The organism is Pseudonocardia broussonetiae, from assembly GCF_013155125.1.
In the GTDB taxonomy this organism is placed as follows: Bacteria; Actinomycetota; Actinomycetes; order Mycobacteriales; family Pseudonocardiaceae; genus Pseudonocardia; species Pseudonocardia broussonetiae.
The window spans coordinates 734,285-750,765 of the sequence record NZ_CP053564.1; the positions used below are offsets into that span (position 1 = coordinate 734,285).

Below are 16,481 nucleotides of genomic sequence, written 5' to 3' on the forward strand. Positions count from 1 at the left end.
GTGACGCGGTCAGTCCTGGCGCAGGTAGCTCAGCAGGCGCAGGATCTCGATGTAGAGCCAGACCAGCGTGGTCATCAGGCCGAAGGCGATGTACCAGGCGAACTTCGCCGGGGCACCGCCGCGGATGGCCTGGTCGGCCTGGTCGAAGTCGAGCAGCAGGCTGAACGCCGCCACGCCGATCACGAGCAGGCTGAAGCCGATGGCCAGCGGGCCGCCGTCGCGCAGCCCGGTGTTGATGCCGAACAGGCTCATCACCAGGTTGAACAGCATGAGGACGACGACGCCGATGAGGGCGCCCATCAGCCACTTGGTGAACCGGGGCGTGACGCGGACGGCGCCGGTCTTGTAGACGACCAGCATGCCGAGGAACACGCCCGCGGTGCCGACGATCGCCTGCAGGGCGATGCCGGGGTAGATCTGGTCGAAGACGCCGGTGATCCCGCCCAGGGCCACACCCATCGCCGCGGAGTACAGGAGCACCAGGGGCGCGCCCGACCACTGCGGCTTGAAGATGAGGACGAGGGACACGACGAAGCCCACGATGAACGCGGGCAGCGCGAGGGCGTAGAGCCCCGACACGGCCGTGAGCGTGCCGAGCACGAGCGCGGTGCCCGCGCTCAGGCCGGTCTTCATCACGACGTCGTCGATGGTGATCGGGCGCTCACCGCTGCCGGCGCGCCCGTGCTCGACCTGCGAGGCACGGCTGTCGGCGTACGCGGAGGCGCCGCTCATCGCGCCGCCGCCCTGGCGGTCGAACGTGGCGTACCCGCCGTTGCCCTGCCCCTGGGGCAGGTTGCGGAACGCCGGGTTGCTGCTGGTGCGCACCTGGTTCCTCCCTGGATGACGTGCTGTGCATCCTGTCCAACGCAGGAAGCCCCATCGGCGTTCCCGCGACGGTAAAGACGGACTTTACGCGGCCCGCGCACCGCCGCTCGGCGGGTCCAGGGACACCCCCGCCTGCTCCAGCGCGGCCTCGGTGAGCAGGCGCGCGAAGGCGCGGTCGCGCTCGGCGGCGCCGGCCAGCGGCGGGTCGGCCACACCGACGACCGCGCACGCCGTCAGGAGCGCGTCGTCGTAGGCGGCGAGCAGCGCGACCTGGCGCACGCGGCTGCTCGCCCGGCCCCCCCGGATCTCGCGGTGCAGGCGACGAACGTCGGCCACGACCCGTTCCAGCGACGGCCCGGGCGACGGCGGGCGCCGCGCGGCCCGGCGCTCGACGACCGCCTCGACCACGCGGGGCACCACCCGCAGCGCGAGCCAGAACGTCACCGTCGGCGCCGCCGCGACGAGGACGAACAGGAGGAGCCCCACCAGGGCAGAGCGGTCACCCGCCACGGCCGTGAGAGTACGCCGCCGGGACGTCGCGCACAGGGTCCCGGCCGGGCCGGGCGGGACCGCGACGGCGGCGCTACTGTTCGCGACCAGCCGGCGGAGCCGCCGGCAGTGAGGGTGTGGACGAACATGTGGGCTTTCTTCTCCCGGCGCCTGCGGATGTGGCTGATCCTGGCCGTCGGCGCTCCCGTCGTCGGGTTCCTGCTCGGCAAGGCGGGTGACCTCATCGAGGCCCGCCGCGGGCCCAACAACGTCACCAAGGTGCTGCACACCGGCCGCCGCTGGCTGCAGAAGCGGGCCACCGGCCCGCTCGCCGCGCGCCGCGCGGCCGACCCCGCCGGCGTGCGGGACGCGGGGAGCCCCGCCCGCTGATGGCCGTCTACGTCCTCGTGCACGGCGCGTGGGGCGGGTCCTACGGCTTCCGGGCCGTGCGGCGGCTGCTGGGCGCGGCCGGTCACGAGGTGCTGACGCCGAGCCTCACGGGGCTCGGCGAGCGCAGCCACCTCGCCGGCCCGCACGTCGACCTGTCGCTGCACGTGCGCGACGTCGTCAACGTCCTGCACTACGACGACCTCGAGGACGTCGTCCTGCTCGGCTTCTCCTACGGCGGGATGGTCGTCACGGGGGCGATGGAGCAGGCGGGCGCCCGCGTCCGGGAGCTCGTCTACCTCGACGCGTTCGTGCCCGACGACGGCGACAGCGTGCACTCGCTGACCGGGGGCGCGCTGGGCGACGCCTCCCCCGACGCGCCGCCGACGGTGCCGGCCGGCATCCGCACGTTCGACGACCCGATGGTGGCCGCGCGCTCCAACCCACGGCGCCACGCCCAGCCGATGCGCACGCTCACCGAGCCGGTGCGCGCGTCGGTGCCGGTCGAGGAGCGGGGCGTCGGGCTCACCTACGTCCGGGCGACGCAGGACCCGAACGGCGCGCTGTTCGACGTCTCCGCGGCGCGCGCCCGCACGTCGCCCGCCTGGCGCTACCACGAGATCGCGACCACCCACATGGTCCCGGAGAACCGCCCCGGCGAGCTGGCCGAGCTGCTGCTGGCGCTCGCCTGAGTCTCAGGTGCGGGCCAGCCCGTGCAGCAGGAGGTCGGCGAGGTTCTCGTAGGCCGTGGCGTCGTCGAGGCCCGTCGACGCGGTGACGCCGCGCTGCTGGATGCGCACCATCGTCGCGCTCACGACGTCACCGACGAAGCCCGCGTGCACCGGCCGGAAGGCGCCCGAGGCCGTGCCGGCGTCGACGAGCTGCTGCACGCGCCGGGCCGCCGCGCGGGTGTTGCGCTCGTAGACCTCGGCCGCGGGCGGGAACGCCGCGACGTCGTCGAAGAAGCGCGGGGAGGCCGGCGCGAGCTCGCGCGCGACGGCCCGCAGGTAGGCGCCGACCTGGCGCGCCGGGTCGGCGTCGGCCGCCACCGCGGCCTCGACGTGCTCGGTCGCGCCGCGGAAGAAGTGCACCACCGCGGCCCGGACCAGCTGCTCCTTGCTGCCGGCCAGCGCGTACAGGGTGCGCTTGGAGCAGCGCAGGCGAGCGGCGAGGTCGTCGAGCGTGAGGTGGGCGAACCCCTCGTCGAGCAGCAGGGCCACCAGGGCGTCAAACAGCTCGGTGCGCCGAGCGGGGCCGCGGACCTGGGTCATGTCGGCTATCGTAAGCGGTACTCACGGACCCGTACCAGTGCCGATGGAGAACCCCATGGCCGTCGACCGGCTGCTGCCCACGCAAGAGGCGCACGACCTCATCGACCTCGTCCGCGACATCGCCGACAAGGAGCTCGCGCCGATCGTCGAGCAGCACGAGAAGGCCGAGACCTACCCCGAGGGCCTGTTCGCGACGCTGGGCGAGGCCGGCCTGCTGGGCCTGCCCTACCCCGAGGAGCACGGCGGCGGCGGGCAGCCCTACGAGGTGTACCTGCAGGTGCTGGAGGAGTTCGCGGCGCGCTGGGCGGCGGTGGCCGTGGCGCTGTCGGTGCACGGGCTGTCCTGCCACCCGATGGCCGCGTTCGGCACCCCCGAGCAGCAGGAGCGGTGGCTGCCGCGGATGCTCTCGGGCGAGCTCGTGGGCGGGTACTCGCTGTCCGAGCCGCAGGCCGGCTCCGACGCGGCCGCGCTGACCTGCAAGGCCGAGAAGACCACCGGCGGGTACCGGATCACCGGCACCAAGGCGTGGATCACCCACGGCGGCGTCGTCGACTTCTACGCGCTGTTCGCCCGCACCGGCGAGGGCTCGCGCGGGGTCTCGTGCTTCCTCGCGCCCGGCCAGGCCGAGGGCCTGTCGTTCGGGAAGCCCGAGGAGAAGATGGGGCTGCACGCGATCCCCACCGTCACCGCGAACTGGGACGGCGCCGTCCTCGACGCCGACCGGCTCATCGGCTCCGAGGGCGACGGCCTGCCGATCGCGTTCTCCGCGCTCGACTCGGGCCGGCTCGGGATCGCCGCCGTCGCCACGGGGCTCGCGCAGTCGGCGCTCGACGCGGCCGTCGACTACGCCCACGAGCGCAGCGCCTTCGGCAAGAAGATCATCGACCACCAGGGGCTCGGCTTCCTGCTCGCCGACATGGCCGCCGCCGTCGACTCGGCGCGGGCGACCTACCTCGACGCGGCCCGCCGCCGCGACGCCGGCCGCGAGTACGGGCGACAGGCGTCGGTCGCGAAGCTCGTCGCCACGGACGCGGCCATGAAGGTCACGACCGACGCGGTGCAGGTCCTCGGCGGCTACGGCTACACGCGCGACTTCCCCGTGGAGCGCTTCATGCGCGAGGCCAAGATCATGCAGATCTTCGAGGGCACCAACCAGATCCAGCGCCTCGTGATCAGCCGCAAGCTCGCGCGGTAACGACTTCCGCGCTCTCCCGATCTAGGTGTCGCTGATGTCACCAGGGGGACGCGTTGATCGAGAACTCGACGCAGGGGCTGACCCTGCTCGACCCGGACCGCAAGGTCGTCGTCACGGGTGAGGAGCACCACCAGGCCGCGCTGGTCCGGTGGGCGCCGCACCCCGACGGCCGCGGCCGCCGGGTCGCCGCCGAGCTGGCGTTCGTGACCGGACCCCGCGGACGGCGGCTGATCGAGGTCCGCATCGACGGGCAGCGCGTCGGCGTCCTCACGCCGCTGATGTCCGAGCGGTACGCCCCGCACGTGCACGAGGTCCTGCGCGGGCGGGGGCGTCCCGCGTGCGTGGCGGTGGTCGTGCACGGGCGGCGCGGCACCGAGGTCGAGGTGCACCTGCCCGAGGTCGCGCGCGACGCCACGGCGGCGCTGCCCGTCGCTCCCGTCCCCGTCCCGCCGCGCCCCGCCCCGCCCGCCGGTGCCGGGGCGTGGCCGCCGCCCTCCGGCGGGACCGGCGCTTGGCCGCCGCCCTCCGGCGGTTCCGGCGGGTGGCCCGCTCCTGTCCCCGCCCCGACCGGCGACGGGTGGCCCGGCAACCGGCCGGGCCCGGGTGGTGCGCCCGGTCCGGGCGGTCCCGGTGGCCGCGGCCCCGGCCGCGCGCGTCGCAGCCGACGCCCGCTCTGGGTCGGTGCCGGTGTGCTCGCCGCGCTGGTCGTGATCGGGTCGACGATGAGCAACCACAGCGGTGAGGTGCCCACGGTCTCCGCGGCCGCCCCTTCCACCACGCGCGCGACCCCCGCTCCGACCACGGTCCCCGTCACGGCCGCCCCGACCACGGTGCCCGCGCCGGGGGTGGTGGAGGAGGTCGAGCAGGTGGACGTGGACGTGCCCGACGTCGACGCCCCCGAGATCGCCCCGCAGGCCGCGGCCCGGGCTCCGGAGACCCGGCGGGAGCCGGAGCCGGAGCCGCGCCCGCAGGCGCTCGTCCAGGCACCCGAGCCGTCCGGCGGTGGCTGCCATCCGAGCTACAGCCCGTGCATCCCGGACGGGCCGGACCTCGACTGCGGCGACATCGACGGGCCGGTGACCGTGACCGGCCGCGACGAGTACCGCCTCGACGCCAACAACGACGGCGTCGGATGCGAGTGACCTCTACCGTTCGGCGTATCAGAACGTACCGTTCGGCCTAACTGCCGCCACCCGATCTGGTGAGCCGTAACGGTCCGCGATGATCCTCGATGGGCAGGGGGACTGCCACTACTCCATCGAGGGGACCATGCTCGAGAACTCGACCGACGGCCTGACCCTGCTCGATGCCGCCCACACCGTCGTGGTGGCGGGCGTGGAGCACCACCAGCCCGTCCTCGCACCCTGGGCGCCCTTCGCCGACGAGCTGCCGCGCCACGTCGCCGTCGAGCTCCGGCCGGCGCCGGTGACGATCGGCTACGACGCCGGCCGGCCCGGCGTCGAGGTGCTGCTCGACGGGTGGCGGATCGGCGAGCTGGCACCGACGCCGGCCGAGCGCTACCTCCCGCACGTGCACGACCTGCTGGCCCTGGGCGCCCGCCCGGCCGCGGTCGGGCTCGTCGGGCACGGGCCGCAGGGCGAGCTCGAGGTGGAGCTGCGCCTGCCGGACGTCACCGACGAGGCGACCACGGCAATGCACGTCGTGCACCCCGACATCACGTTCGCGCCGGTCCCCCGTCCGCGCGACCCGCGCATCCCCTACCTGATCGGCGGCGGCGTGCTCGCGCTGCTGCTGGTCGTCGGGGTGACGGTCGGTGCCGGCAACCGCAGCGACGAGACCACGTGGACCCGCCCCGCCGCGGCCCCGACCACCGCCCGCACCTCCCCCGCCCCGATCCCCACGGTGGCGGCCACGGAGACCGGGATCATCGAGGAGATCGCCGACGACGTCGTGGCCGAGGTCGTGCAGACCAGGCCGCGGGTCGTGGTGCCGACGACGCCCCCGCCGCCGCCTCCTCCGGCTCCGGTCGTCGTGGTACCGACCACCACGGTCGCGCCCACGCCGACGACCGAGGAGACGATCGCCCTCCTCCCCCCGAAGACGATCACGGCGACGAACACCACCACCACCACGACCCAGTCCCCGGCGCCCTGCATCCCGACGGAACAGGCCTCCTGCCCGCGATGAGTTCCGGCCCCACCGCCGGTCCATCCCCCGTGACCACCTCGCCCCTCTCCGCCCTCGCGCCGCACGTCGACTCCGGGGAGATCCCCGCCCTGGTCGCCCTCGTCGCCCGCGGGGACGACGTCCACGTCGAGGTCCGGGGCCGGATCGCGCCCGACGGCCCGCCCCTCGAGCGCGACGCCGTCTTCCGCATCAGCTCGATGACCAAGCCCGCGGTCGCCGCGGCCGCGCTGCTGCTGGTGGGCGACGGCCTGCTCGACCTCGACGGCTCGGTCGAGCCCCTGCTCCCCGAGCTAGCCGACCGCCGCGTCCTGCGCAGCATCGACGCCGACCTCGACGACACCGTGCGCGCGCACCGCGCGATCACCGTCCGCGACCTGCTGACGTTCCGCATGGGCTTCGGCCTGATCCTCGCCCCGCCCGGTGAGCACCCCGTGCAGCGCGCCCTCGACGCGCTGGTGCTGGGCCAGGGCCGCCCCGGCGCCGAGGCCCCGCCCGGGCCCGACGAGTGGCTGCGCCGGTTCGCGACGCTCCCGCTGCTGCACCAGCCGGGCGAGCGCTGGACGTACAGCACCTCGGCCGACGTCCTGGGCGTGCTGCTCGCCCGCGCGTCCGGCACCCCCCTGCCCGACCTGCTCCACGAGCGCGTGTTCGCCCCGCTCGGCATGCGCGACACCGGGTTCCACGTCCCGCCGTCCTCCCTGGACCGCCTCGCCACGCTGCACCTGCCCGGCGGCGGGGTCTCCGACGACCCGGCCACCGGCGCGTGGAGCAGGCCCCCGGCGTTCCCGCAGGGGGCGGGCGGGCTCGTGTCGACCGTCGACGACTGGTTCGCCTTCAGCGAGGCCCTGCGCACCGGCGGCCTGCTGCCGCCCGCCGCCGTCGCCGCGATGACCCGCGACCAGCTCTCCCCCGGCCAGGCCGACGGGATCTTCCTGTCCGAGGGCTACGGCTGGGGCTACGGACTGGCCGTCCGCGACGACGGCCGCTACGGCTGGGACGGCGGCCTCGGCACCTCGTGGGCCATCCACCCGGGCAGCGGCGTGACCGGCGTCCTGCTCACCCAGGTCGAGTGGAGCCAGGGCCCGCCCGCGGTCTGGTGGGACTTCTGGAGGATCGTCGAGGGGTGACCTGTCGATCCGCCGGGTCGCCGTTCGTGCAGTAGGCAGAACCACCGGACGGAGGACCCGATGCCCCAGTACCTGCTCACCATCCACCAGCCCGACGGCGACCCGCCGCCGCCCGAGGTGCTCGGCCCGATCATGGAGGGCCTGGACGCGCTCAACGAGGAGATGCAGGCCAACGGCACCTGGGTGTTCGCGGCCGCCCTGCACCCGCCGGGCACGGCCACCGTGGTGCGGGTGCGCGGCGAGGAGACGCTGCTCACCGACGGCCCGTTCGCGGAGGGCAAGGAGCACGTCGGCGGGTTCACCGTGATCCGCGCGGCCGACCTCGACGAGGCCCTGCACTGGGGCGGGCGCCTCGCGCGCGTCCTCGCGCCGCTGTCGATCGAGGTCCGGCCGATCCACGGCGGCGCATGACCGGCCCCACCCCCGACGACGTCGCGCGCGTCTTCGCCGCGGAGTACGGGCGCGCGGTGTCGGTCCTGACCCGCGTCCTCGGCGACCTCGACCTCGCCGAGGACGCGGTGCAGGAGGCGTTCACCGAGGCCGCCCGCACCTGGCCCGGGAACGGGCTCCCGCCCAGCCCCGCCGGCTGGATCATCACGACGGCGCGGCGCCGTGCGATCGACCGGCACCGCCGCGAGTCCACCCGCGACGCCCGCCACGCCGAGGCGGCGCTGCTGCACGCCCCGGCCGAGGTGCCCGAGGAGGAGCCCGTGCCCGACGACCGGCTCCGCCTCGTCTTCACCTGCTGCCACCCCTCGCTGGCCCCGGCCGCGCAGGTCGCGCTCACGCTGCGCCTGCTCGGCGGCCTCACGACGCCCGAGATCGCGCGGGCGTTCCTCGTGCCCGAGGCGACGATGGCGCAGCGGATCGTGCGGGCCAAGGGCAAGATCCGCGACGCCCGCATCCCGTACCGGGTGCCGAGCGAGGCGGAGCTCCCCGACCGGCTGCGGCCCGTGCTCGCCGTCGTCTACCTGGTCTTCACGACCGGGCACACCGCCCCGTCGGGCGACGCCCTGGTGCGCGCGGACCTGTGCGCCGAGGCCCTGCGGCTGGGCCGGCTGCTGCACGACCTCATGCCCGACGAGCCCGAGGTGGCGGGGCTGCTCGCGCTGATGCTGCTGACGGAGTCGCGGCGGGCCGCACGCACCGGATCCGACGGTGCGCTGGTGCGTCTGGCCGACCAGGACACCTCGCTGTGGGACGCCGACCTGGCCGACGAGGGCCGCGCGCTCGTCCGCGCCTGCCTGCGCCGGAACGCGCCGGGTCCCTACCAGGTGCAGGCCGCGATCCAGGCCGTCCACAGCGAGCCGCCGACGGACTGGCACCAGGTCCTCGCCCTCTACGACCTGCTCCTCGCCCTCACCCCGACGCCGGTGGTCGCGCTGAACCGGGCCGTCGCGGTGGCCGAGGTGCACGGCCCGGCCGCCGCGCTCGAGATCGTCGACGGCCTCGACCTCGACCGCTACCACCTCCTGCACGCCGTCCGCGCCGACCTGCTCCGCCGTTTGGGCCGCGCCGACGAGGCGGCCGCCGCCGTCGAGGCCGCGATCGCGCGGACCGACAACGAGGCCGAGCGCGCGTTCCTGCGGTCGCGCCGCTGACGGCGTTCGCCGGGGCGGAACCGCACCGTTGACGTCCGGCGCCCGCGGAGCAGGGTGGAAGGCGACCCTGCGGAGGCGACGATGCCCGGCACGTCGATCACGACCACGGACCCGTCCGTGGCGCGCGAGGAGTGCGGGCGGGTCTACTTCCCGCACCGCCTCACGGTCCTGCACGACCCCCGCCGGTTCGCGATGACGCTGTCGGCCGTCTCGCTCGGGACGGTGTCGGCGGGGCTGCTGGGCTACGCCGGGGAGATCCGCGTCGAGACCGACGAGCTCGAGTCCGGTTACGAGGTGAACGTCCCGCTCGACGGCGACCTGCGCACCTGGACCGGTCACGCCGACGTCTGCGCCGACCCCGGCACGGCCGCGGTGTACCGGCCCGACGGCCGCACCCGGCTGCACGGCTGGGCGGGCGGCGGGCGGCTGTTCGGGCTCAAGATCGAGCGTGCTGCGCTGGAGGAGGTGCTGGAGGAGCTGACCGACCGGCCGGTGCGGTCGGTCGTGCCGATCGGGGCGCGGCTCGACCTCCGTCGCGGCGCGGGCCGGCAGTGGTGGTGCCTGGCGCGGGCCCTGGTCGACCTCGCCGCCGACCCCGACGGCCCGCTCGGGCAGCCGGTCGTGGCGCGCCCGCTGGCCCGCAGCGTCGTCGCCGGGTTCCTGCACGCCTCCGACCACCCCTACCGGGACCTGCTCGCCGCGCGCCCCGCCGCGCCACGGCCGGCGACGATCCGCCAGGCCGTCGACCTGCTGGAGGAGGCACCGGAGCAGCCGTGGACCGTCACCGACCTCGCCCGCCGCGTCGGGCTCACGACCCGCGGCCTGCAGGCCGGGTTCGCGCGGCACCTGGGCGTCGCGCCGATGGCCCACCTGCGCCGCGTCCGCCTGGAGCGCGCGCACCTCGACCTGCTCGCCGCCGACCCGGCCCGCTGCTCGGTCGCCGACGTCGCAGGCCGGTGGGGCTTCACGCACCTCGGCCGGTTCGCCGCGGTCTACCGCGAGCGCTACGGCCGGCCGCCGTCGCACGACCTGCGGACGGTGCGCTGATCGGATCGTTCGGGTGCGCCCACCGGATCGACCGTGACCGGGGCCACACCTAGCGTCGGGCGCGTGTCCACCACCGAGCCCGTCCTCGACTTCAACCCCCTGGTGTCGCCGCACCGGGAGGACCCGCACCTGTTCTACCGCGCCGCCCGCGCGCAGCCGCCCCGGATGAGCCCGACGCTGGGCGCGTACATGGTGACCCGCTACGACGACCTGCGGACCGTGATCGACGACCCGCAGACCTACTCGTCCGCGCCGGCCGTCCCGAAGATCTACGCGAACGCGCCCGAGGTCGTCGAGGTGCTGCGCCGCGGCGGCGTGCCCGAGACGAACGCCGTCGTCAACGAGGACGAGCCCGCGCACACCCCCGTCCGCCGCGTCTTCGACGCCGGGTTCACCGGCGCGCGCGTCCGGGCGATGCTGCCGACGATGCACGCCACCGCCGACGCGCTGATCGACGCGTTCCCGGCCGGCGGCGCCGACCTCGTCGGCGACTACGCGGTCCCGTTCGTGCAGACGGTGATCAGCGCGATCATCGGCTTCCCGCCGGAGGACACCGCGCAGATCCAGGTGTGGACCGACGACCAGACGACGCTGTGGAACCCGCTCGCGCCCGTGGAGGCCCACCTCGCCGCGGCCGAGCGGATGGGCGAGTACACGCGCTACCTGCAGGCCCTGATCGACGAGCGCCGCGCCGAGCCGCGCGAGGACCTGCTCTCCGACCTCGTCCACGGCGCGAACGGCCACCCCGGCCTGCCCGACGAGTACACGCACTGCATCGTGCGCGGCGCCGCCCGCGTGGCCGGCTTCGACACCACCCGCGACGCCATCACCTCGACGATGTACGCCGTGCTCGCCGACCCCGCGATCCGCGAGCGTGTGCTGGCCGATCCCGTGAAGGCGATCCCGCGCGCCACCGAGGAGGTGCTGCGCCGCGACGCCCCGCACCGCGGGCTGTTCCGGCTGACGACCCGCGACACGACGCTCGGCGGCACCGACCTCCCCGCCGGCACCCCGCTGCTGCTGCTGTTCGGCTCCGGCAACCGCGACGAGTCGGTGTTCCCCGATCCCGACGCCGTCGACCTCGACCGGCCCAACATGCGCGAGCACCTCGCCTTCGGCCGCGGCCTGCACGTCTGCCCGGGCGCGCCGATGGCCCGCGCCGAGATCCGCGTGGCGCTGGAGCACCTCGTGTCCCGCCTGCCCGGCATGCGCCTGGCCGACGGCTACGAGCCCGTCTACATCGCCAGCTACTTCTTCCGGGGGCTGGAGTCGCTCGACGTCACCTGGTGATCCAGGATCGGCCCGTGCCCCGCCGCCTCGTCGCCCAGCAGTGGATCTCCCTCGACGGCTTCGCCTCGGGTCCGGACGGGGAGGGGGCGATCTTCGAGGCGGTCGAGGACTTCTCGCAGAGCGAGGCCCACAACGCCGCGCTCCTCCCGTCGGTCGACGTCGTGCTGCTCGGGCGCCGCACCTACGAGTCGTTCGTGGCGTTCTGGCCGGAGGCGCACGACGAGCCGATGGCCGAGCACGTCAACACCGTCCGCAAGGTGGTGTGCTCGTCCACGCTCGACGCCGCGCCGTGGGGCCGGTTCGCCCCGGCCGAGGTCGCGCGCGACGCGGCGGCGCACGTCCGCGACCTGAGGGCCTCCGACGGCGGCGACGTCCTGCTGTGGGGGTCGCTCGCGGTCATGCGGTCGCTGCTGCGCGAGCGGCTCGTCGACGAGCTCGACCTCCTCGTCGCCCCGGTCCTGCTCGGCGCGGGCACCCCGCTCGTCGCGCCCGACGGCCCGTACGCGCTCACCCAGCTCGGCGGGGACGTGTGGCCGTCGTCGACGCACGTGCGCTGCGCGGTCCGCTACACGTAGGTCATCCGAAAGCCTTGCCCCGGCAACGGTCCACGAGGAAGGTGTGCCGGTGACCGATGCGCTGGAGCCCGTGGACGTGACCGTCGTCGACACCCTGAACGAGCCGTGGCAGGACTTCCCGGTGCCCGCGATCAATGCGAACCTCGAGCACGTGCCGCTGCTCGACGACCCGGAGACGGGCACGATGGCGGTCAAGATGGTCTACCGCGCAGGGTTCGTGAACACCTGGCACACGCACCCGTGCGGCCACGGCATGTACGTGCTGGAGGGCACGCTGCGGACCCACCAGGGCGACTACGGCGTCGGCAGCTTCGTCTGGTTCCCCGAGGGCGGCACGATGGAGCACGGCGCCACCGACGACGCCGACTGCACGTTCCTGTTCATCACCAACAAGGCCTTCGACATCCACCACGTCGGCTCCGCCCACGGCTGACGCGCGCCCGCGTGGAGCAGCGCCTCACCCTGGTGACGCTCGGCGTCGCCGACCTGGCCCGCGCCCGCGCCTTCTACGAGGCGCTGGGGTGGCGGGGCCAGGAGGTGCAGGAGACGGTCTTCTACCAGGCCGGCGGGCTCGCGCTCGTCCTCTGGGACCGCGCCCTGCTCGCCGCCGACTGCGGGGTGCCCGACGTCCGCGCGGGCGGCTTCGGCGGCATCGCGCTGGCGCACAACGTGCGCTCGGACGCCGAGGTCGACGACCTGCTCGCCACCGCCGAGGGCGCCGGCGGCGCCGTGACCCGGGCCGCCGGGCCCACGGTGCTGGGCTTCTACTCCGGCGTGTTCACCGACCCGGACGGCCACGTCTGGGAGATCGCGCACAACCCGGGCTTCGTGCTCGCCGAGGACGGGACGCTGACGCTGCCCGACTTCCGGGTCGAGGGTCCCTGACGCCAGGATCGGGCGCGGTGCCCACCGACCGCCCGCGCCCTGTCCCCGACCGAGGTCGCGGACACGCCGTCGGGCGCGTCCCTGTGCTTCCTGTTCTTCGTGCTGGACGCGGGGTAGCCGGGCAGGTGCCCCCGGTGGGACGGGGCCTTACCGGAGCCACTGGAGGGGTAGTGGCTCCGGTAAGGGCTTCGTGCCCCCGACCCGGCGGGGCGGGGCGGTCAGGGCCTCGAGACGACCGATGAGGGCCCTGTCAGACGATGTCCCCTCAGAACGCCGTAGGGAACTGGTCGATGGTGGCGTCGCAATCGGCCGCATCGTCGGGGCCCAGCTCGGCGAGGACGGCGACGTCCAGGTCGCACACGTTGGCGGCGACGCCGATGGGCACCTGCAGCACGACGTCCTCCACGTTGACGTTCACGAGCCCGTCCTGGGGCCCGGTGGGTGTGTCGGGCTGGTAGGCCACCGGGAACTGCTCGACGGTGGCGTCGCACTCGGCCGCCTCGTCAGGGCCCAGCTGGGCGAGGACGGCCACGTTCAGGTCGCACACGTTGGCGGCGACGCCGATGGGCACCTGCAGCACGACGTCCTCCACGTTGACGTTGACGAGCCCCTCCTGAGGCTGGGCGGAGGCGGCCGGAGCGGCGGCGATGACGGCGGCGAGGGCGAGGCCGGTGGCTCCGCCGATGGTGAGCAGGCGCATGGGAGTAGCTCCTTCGTGAAGAGTGGGGACGTTCGTGATGTGAAGAGCGCGCGATCCCAGGCGCATGACGCGAGCAGCGGCGGGCGAGGTGACCGGCGTCGACACGGCGTGCACGTCGGTCAGGGCGGCGGGAGTCGACGAGTGCCACCCGTGCAGTGGCTCGCCGCGACGTGGTGGCCACGATCGCGGCCGGTGCCGTTCGTGCAGGTAGCGACGAGGTAGCGCGGCTCGGCCGGGGCGGAGCCGGGCGGTGCACTGGTGCCGCCTGCCGCCGTGGTGAGGAGAGCGGGACGTGCGGGCTGCCGTGCTGTGGCGTCCGATCGACGAGTTGCAGGTCGACCGAGGCGGTGGCGCCCCGCGTCATGCCACGCGGTCCGAGGCGTCATCGGGGAGGGACGGTCTGCGCGGATGACGCCTGGGCAGGGTCGCGACGACGGTGCCCCCGGTGGGATTCGAACCCACACTGCAACCCTTTTAAGGGGCCTGCCTCTGCCGGTTGGGCTACGGGGACGCCGCGCCATCCTCCCACCCGCGCACCCGGGCGGCGGGCACGCGGTGGTCGTGGGGGCGGCTGCGGCAGCGGTGGCCGATGGGGGTGGTCCACGTGCCAGCACCCGACCCGGGCGGCACCGCTGCATGATCACCGGCTCGGCAGCGGACGATGCGGTTCCGCGAGGTTCCGCTGCCGAAACGGTGATCAGCACGGCCCGGAGGAGAGCCGGGCCAGGTCGGGCCCGTGCGCGAGGGACGCGACCCGTCAGGCCCCGTCGAGCAGGCTCAGGCCCGCCCGCCCGCCGCCACCCGGTCCGGCGCGGTCTCGCCGATCGGCGGTTGGGTGGCCTGGCCCGCCGGGCGCACACCACCCGCGACCCGGTGGAAGTCGGCACGCGGGTCGTTGATCTGGCCCAGGGACACGACCTCGCGGCCCAGGAACAGGGCACCGGTCCAGTCGAAGACGATGCGGATCCGGCGGTTCCAGGTGGGCATCCGGCTGACGTGGTACGTGCGGTGCATGAACCAGGCGACGATGCCGCGCAGCTTGATGCCGTAGATCTCCGCGACGCCCTTGTAGAGCCCCAGGCTGGCGACCGACCCGGCGTAGTTGTGCTTGTACTGCTTGAGCGGCCGCTGGCGGATGTGGGCGACGATGTTGTCGGCCAGCGTCTTGGCCTGGCGCACGGCGTGCTGCGCGGAGGGGCTGGTCTTGGCGTTCGGGTCGTCCTTCGACAGGTCCGGCACCGACGCGCAGTCGCCCGCGCAGAAGACGCCGGGCAGGCCCTCGACCTGCAGCTCCGTGGTGCAGACGACGCGGCCGCGCTCGTCGCGGGGCAGGTCGGTGTTCTCCAGCATCGGGTTGGGCTTGACGCCCGCGGTCCAGATGATGGTGTCGGTGTCGAACGACTGCCCGTCGTCGAGGACGACGTGGCCGCCCTCGAGGGTCTTCACGCGGGTGTCGAGGTTGACCTCGATGTCGGCGTCGAGCAGGCGCTCGACGGTGTAGCGGCCCATCTTCGGGCCGACCTCGGGCATGATCCGGTTGGCGGCCTCGACGAGCACCCAGCGGATGTCCTCGCGGTGGATGTTCTCGTAGTAGCGGCTGGCGTAGCGGGCCATGTCGGCGAGCTCGGCCAGCGCCTCGATGCCGGCGTAGCCGCCGCCGACCACGAGGAACGTGAGGAGCCGGCGGCGCAGCGCCGGGTCGATCGTGGTGGCCGCCGCGTCGAGCCGCGACAGCACGTGGTTGCGCAGGTAGATGGCCTCGCCGACGGTCTTGAACGCGATGCCGCACTCCGCGAGCCCGGGGATCGGGAGGGTGCGCGCGACCGACCCGGGGGCGACGACGAGCACGTCGTAGCCGACGGTCGTGACGTGCCCGGCCGACAGCTCGGCGGTGACTTCGCGCTGCGAGTGGTCGATCTTCGTGACCCGACCGGTGAGGTGGTGGCACTTCTTCAGCACCTTGCGCAGCGGCACGACCACGTGGCGCGGCTCGATGGAGCCGGCGGCCGCCTCGGGGAGGAACGGCTGGTAGGTCATGTGCGGCTGGGGGTCGATCACGGTGATCTCGGCCTCGGACCGTCGCAGCTTCTTCTGCAGGCGAAGCGCCGTGTACATGCCCACGTAGCCGCCACCGACCACGACGATCCTCGTGTTGCGTGCCATGACCCCTATGTTCCCACCCTCACGGGGGTTTCACTCCTCGCCGCAGGGTGATACCTGTGACGATTCAGTGAATCGGGGCGGCACCGGCGGCCTCGGCCGCCGCCCGCAGGACGTCCTCCAGCATCGCGGGCGTGAGCCGTCCGGTGAACGTGTTCTGCTGGCTGACGTGGTAGCTGCCGAACAGCTGCAGCGGCCACGGCCCGGCCAGCTCGACGCGCGCCCCGTGCCCGAACACCGGTCGGGGCCGCGGGATCGTCCAGCCCACCGAGCCCAGGACGGGCAGCAGCGCCTGCCAGCCGAAACCTCCCAGCGCGACCACCGCGCGCGGGCGCAGCAGGGCGAGCTCGGCGCGCAGCCAGCCGCTGCAGGTGTCGCGCTCGGCGGGGGTGGGCTTGTTGTCCGGCGGCGCGCAGTGCACCGGCGCGGTGATGCGGACGCCGTGCAGGGTCAGGCCGTCGTCGCGGTGCACGGCGGTGGGCTGGTTGGTCAGGCCGACGGCGTGCAGCGCGGCGAACAGGACGTCGCCGGAGCGGTCGCCGGTGAACATGCGCCCCGTGCGGTTGCCGCCGTGCGCAGCCGGCGCCAGCCCGACGACCAGCAGCGACGCGTCGGCCGGCCCGATGCCGGGCACCGGGCGGCCCCAGTACTCCTCGTCGCGGTAGGCCGCGCGCTTCTCCCGGGCCACCCGCTCGCGCCACTCGACCAGGCGCGGGCAGGCCCGGCAGTCGACGAGCGCCGCGTCCAGCTCCGCGACGCTGGAGAACCCGGCGGCGTCCAC

At 74.5% G+C, this 16,481-nt stretch carries 19 protein-coding genes and 1 tRNA gene; 13 read left to right on the forward strand and 7 right to left on the reverse strand.

Translation table 11 applies throughout. The features are described 5' to 3' along the window. Window positions 1-9: 9 nt before the first annotated feature. Together HOP40_RS03590 and HOP40_RS03595 are read right to left on the reverse strand one after the other, a co-directional pair. Window positions 10-825, reverse strand: coding sequence for a Bax inhibitor-1/YccA family protein (locus tag HOP40_RS03590; protein ID WP_172154610.1), 816 nt, complete (start codon window positions 823-825; stop codon window positions 10-12). Between the two features lie 84 nt (window positions 826-909). After that, the gene (locus HOP40_RS03595; RefSeq protein WP_172154612.1) at window positions 910-1,335 is read right to left on the reverse strand and encodes a hypothetical protein; all 426 of its coding nucleotides are present in this window, start codon (window positions 1,333-1,335) and stop codon (window positions 910-912) included. Between the two features lie 126 nt (window positions 1,336-1,461). Here HOP40_RS03595 and HOP40_RS03600 point away from each other — a divergent pair, with 126 nt between their 5' ends. Beyond that, window positions 1,462-1,704 carry a hypothetical protein gene (locus tag HOP40_RS03600; RefSeq protein ID WP_172153780.1) on the forward strand — a complete coding sequence of 81 codons (243 nt, stop codon included), beginning with the start codon at window positions 1,462-1,464 and terminating at the stop codon, window positions 1,702-1,704. After that, on the forward strand, window positions 1,704-2,393 hold the full coding sequence (locus HOP40_RS03605; RefSeq protein ID WP_172154614.1) for an alpha/beta hydrolase: 690 nt from the start codon (window positions 1,704-1,706) through the stop codon (window positions 2,391-2,393). The genes HOP40_RS03600 and HOP40_RS03605 overlap by 1 nt, the downstream gene beginning before the upstream one ends. Before the next feature lie 3 nt (window positions 2,394-2,396). On the opposite strand, the gene HOP40_RS03610 is transcribed toward HOP40_RS03605, so the two are convergent. Next, a complete protein-coding gene (locus HOP40_RS03610; RefSeq protein ID WP_172154616.1) occupies window positions 2,397-2,972 on the reverse strand; it encodes a TetR/AcrR family transcriptional regulator in 576 nt (191 codons plus the stop codon). 55 nt (window positions 2,973-3,027) lie between these two features. Here HOP40_RS03610 and HOP40_RS03615 point away from each other — a divergent pair, with 55 nt between their 5' ends. The 11 genes from HOP40_RS03615 to HOP40_RS03665 all read left to right on the forward strand — a co-directional run bounded on the left by HOP40_RS03615 (window position 3,028) and on the right by HOP40_RS03665 (window position 12,840). Beyond that, window positions 3,028-4,167, forward strand: a complete 1,140-nt coding sequence (locus tag HOP40_RS03615; RefSeq protein WP_172154618.1) for an acyl-CoA dehydrogenase family protein — start codon at window positions 3,028-3,030, stop codon at window positions 4,165-4,167. A gap of 53 nt (window positions 4,168-4,220) precedes the next feature. Beyond that, window positions 4,221-5,309 (forward strand): hypothetical protein, encoded by a 1,089-nt coding sequence (locus tag HOP40_RS03620; protein WP_172153781.1) that lies wholly within the window; start codon window positions 4,221-4,223, stop codon window positions 5,307-5,309. Between the two features lie 79 nt (window positions 5,310-5,388). Then, window positions 5,389-6,315, forward strand: coding sequence for a hypothetical protein (locus tag HOP40_RS03625; protein ID WP_172154620.1), 927 nt, complete (start codon window positions 5,389-5,391; stop codon window positions 6,313-6,315). A 29-nt stretch (window positions 6,316-6,344) separates the two neighbouring features. Further along, window positions 6,345-7,442 (forward strand): serine hydrolase domain-containing protein, encoded by a 1,098-nt coding sequence (locus HOP40_RS03630; protein ID WP_240157492.1) that lies wholly within the window; start codon window positions 6,345-6,347, stop codon window positions 7,440-7,442. Between the two features lie 60 nt (window positions 7,443-7,502). Beyond that, on the forward strand, window positions 7,503-7,853 hold the full coding sequence (locus tag HOP40_RS03635) for a YciI family protein (protein WP_172154624.1): 351 nt from the start codon (window positions 7,503-7,505) through the stop codon (window positions 7,851-7,853). Continuing rightward, window positions 7,850-9,043: an RNA polymerase sigma factor gene (locus HOP40_RS03640; RefSeq protein ID WP_172154626.1), complete on the forward strand. Its 1,194-nt coding sequence runs from the start codon at window positions 7,850-7,852 to the stop codon at window positions 9,041-9,043. The genes HOP40_RS03635 and HOP40_RS03640 overlap by 4 nt, the downstream gene beginning before the upstream one ends. An 81-nt stretch (window positions 9,044-9,124) precedes the next feature. Further along, window positions 9,125-10,090: an AraC family transcriptional regulator gene (locus HOP40_RS03645; RefSeq protein WP_172154628.1), complete on the forward strand. Its 966-nt coding sequence runs from the start codon at window positions 9,125-9,127 to the stop codon at window positions 10,088-10,090. A gap of 63 nt (window positions 10,091-10,153) precedes the next feature. After that, the gene (locus HOP40_RS03650; protein ID WP_172154630.1) at window positions 10,154-11,380 is read left to right on the forward strand and encodes a cytochrome P450; all 1,227 of its coding nucleotides are present in this window, start codon (window positions 10,154-10,156) and stop codon (window positions 11,378-11,380) included. A 14-nt stretch (window positions 11,381-11,394) separates the two neighbouring features. Further along, window positions 11,395-11,955 (forward strand): dihydrofolate reductase family protein, encoded by a 561-nt coding sequence (locus HOP40_RS03655; RefSeq protein ID WP_172154632.1) that lies wholly within the window; start codon window positions 11,395-11,397, stop codon window positions 11,953-11,955. Window positions 11,956-12,004: 49 nt separating this feature from the next. Next, entirely contained in the window at window positions 12,005-12,388 is a 384-nt protein-coding gene (locus tag HOP40_RS03660; RefSeq protein ID WP_205347072.1) for a cupin domain-containing protein, read from the forward strand. 11 nt (window positions 12,389-12,399) lie between these two features. After that, on the forward strand, window positions 12,400-12,840 hold the full coding sequence (locus HOP40_RS03665; protein ID WP_172154634.1) for a VOC family protein: 441 nt from the start codon (window positions 12,400-12,402) through the stop codon (window positions 12,838-12,840). A gap of 265 nt (window positions 12,841-13,105) precedes the next feature. Here the strand turns inward: HOP40_RS03665 and HOP40_RS03670 are convergent, their stop codons facing one another. The 4 genes from HOP40_RS03670 to HOP40_RS03685 form a co-directional block, all read right to left on the reverse strand. Continuing rightward, window positions 13,106-13,540 carry a hypothetical protein gene (locus tag HOP40_RS03670; RefSeq protein ID WP_172154636.1) on the reverse strand — a complete coding sequence of 145 codons (435 nt, stop codon included), beginning with the start codon at window positions 13,538-13,540 and terminating at the stop codon, window positions 13,106-13,108. 437 nt (window positions 13,541-13,977) lie between these two features. Next, a tRNA-Leu gene (locus HOP40_RS03675) sits at window positions 13,978-14,051 on the reverse strand. A 266-nt stretch (window positions 14,052-14,317) separates the two neighbouring features. Further along, complete coding sequence (locus HOP40_RS03680; RefSeq protein WP_172154638.1) at window positions 14,318-15,703, reverse strand: NAD(P)/FAD-dependent oxidoreductase; 1,386 nt, start codon at window positions 15,701-15,703, stop codon at window positions 14,318-14,320. Window positions 15,704-15,767: 64 nt separating this feature from the next. Continuing rightward, the gene (locus tag HOP40_RS03685; RefSeq protein WP_172154640.1) at window positions 15,768-16,481 is read right to left on the reverse strand and encodes a uracil-DNA glycosylase; all 714 of its coding nucleotides are present in this window, start codon (window positions 16,479-16,481) and stop codon (window positions 15,768-15,770) included.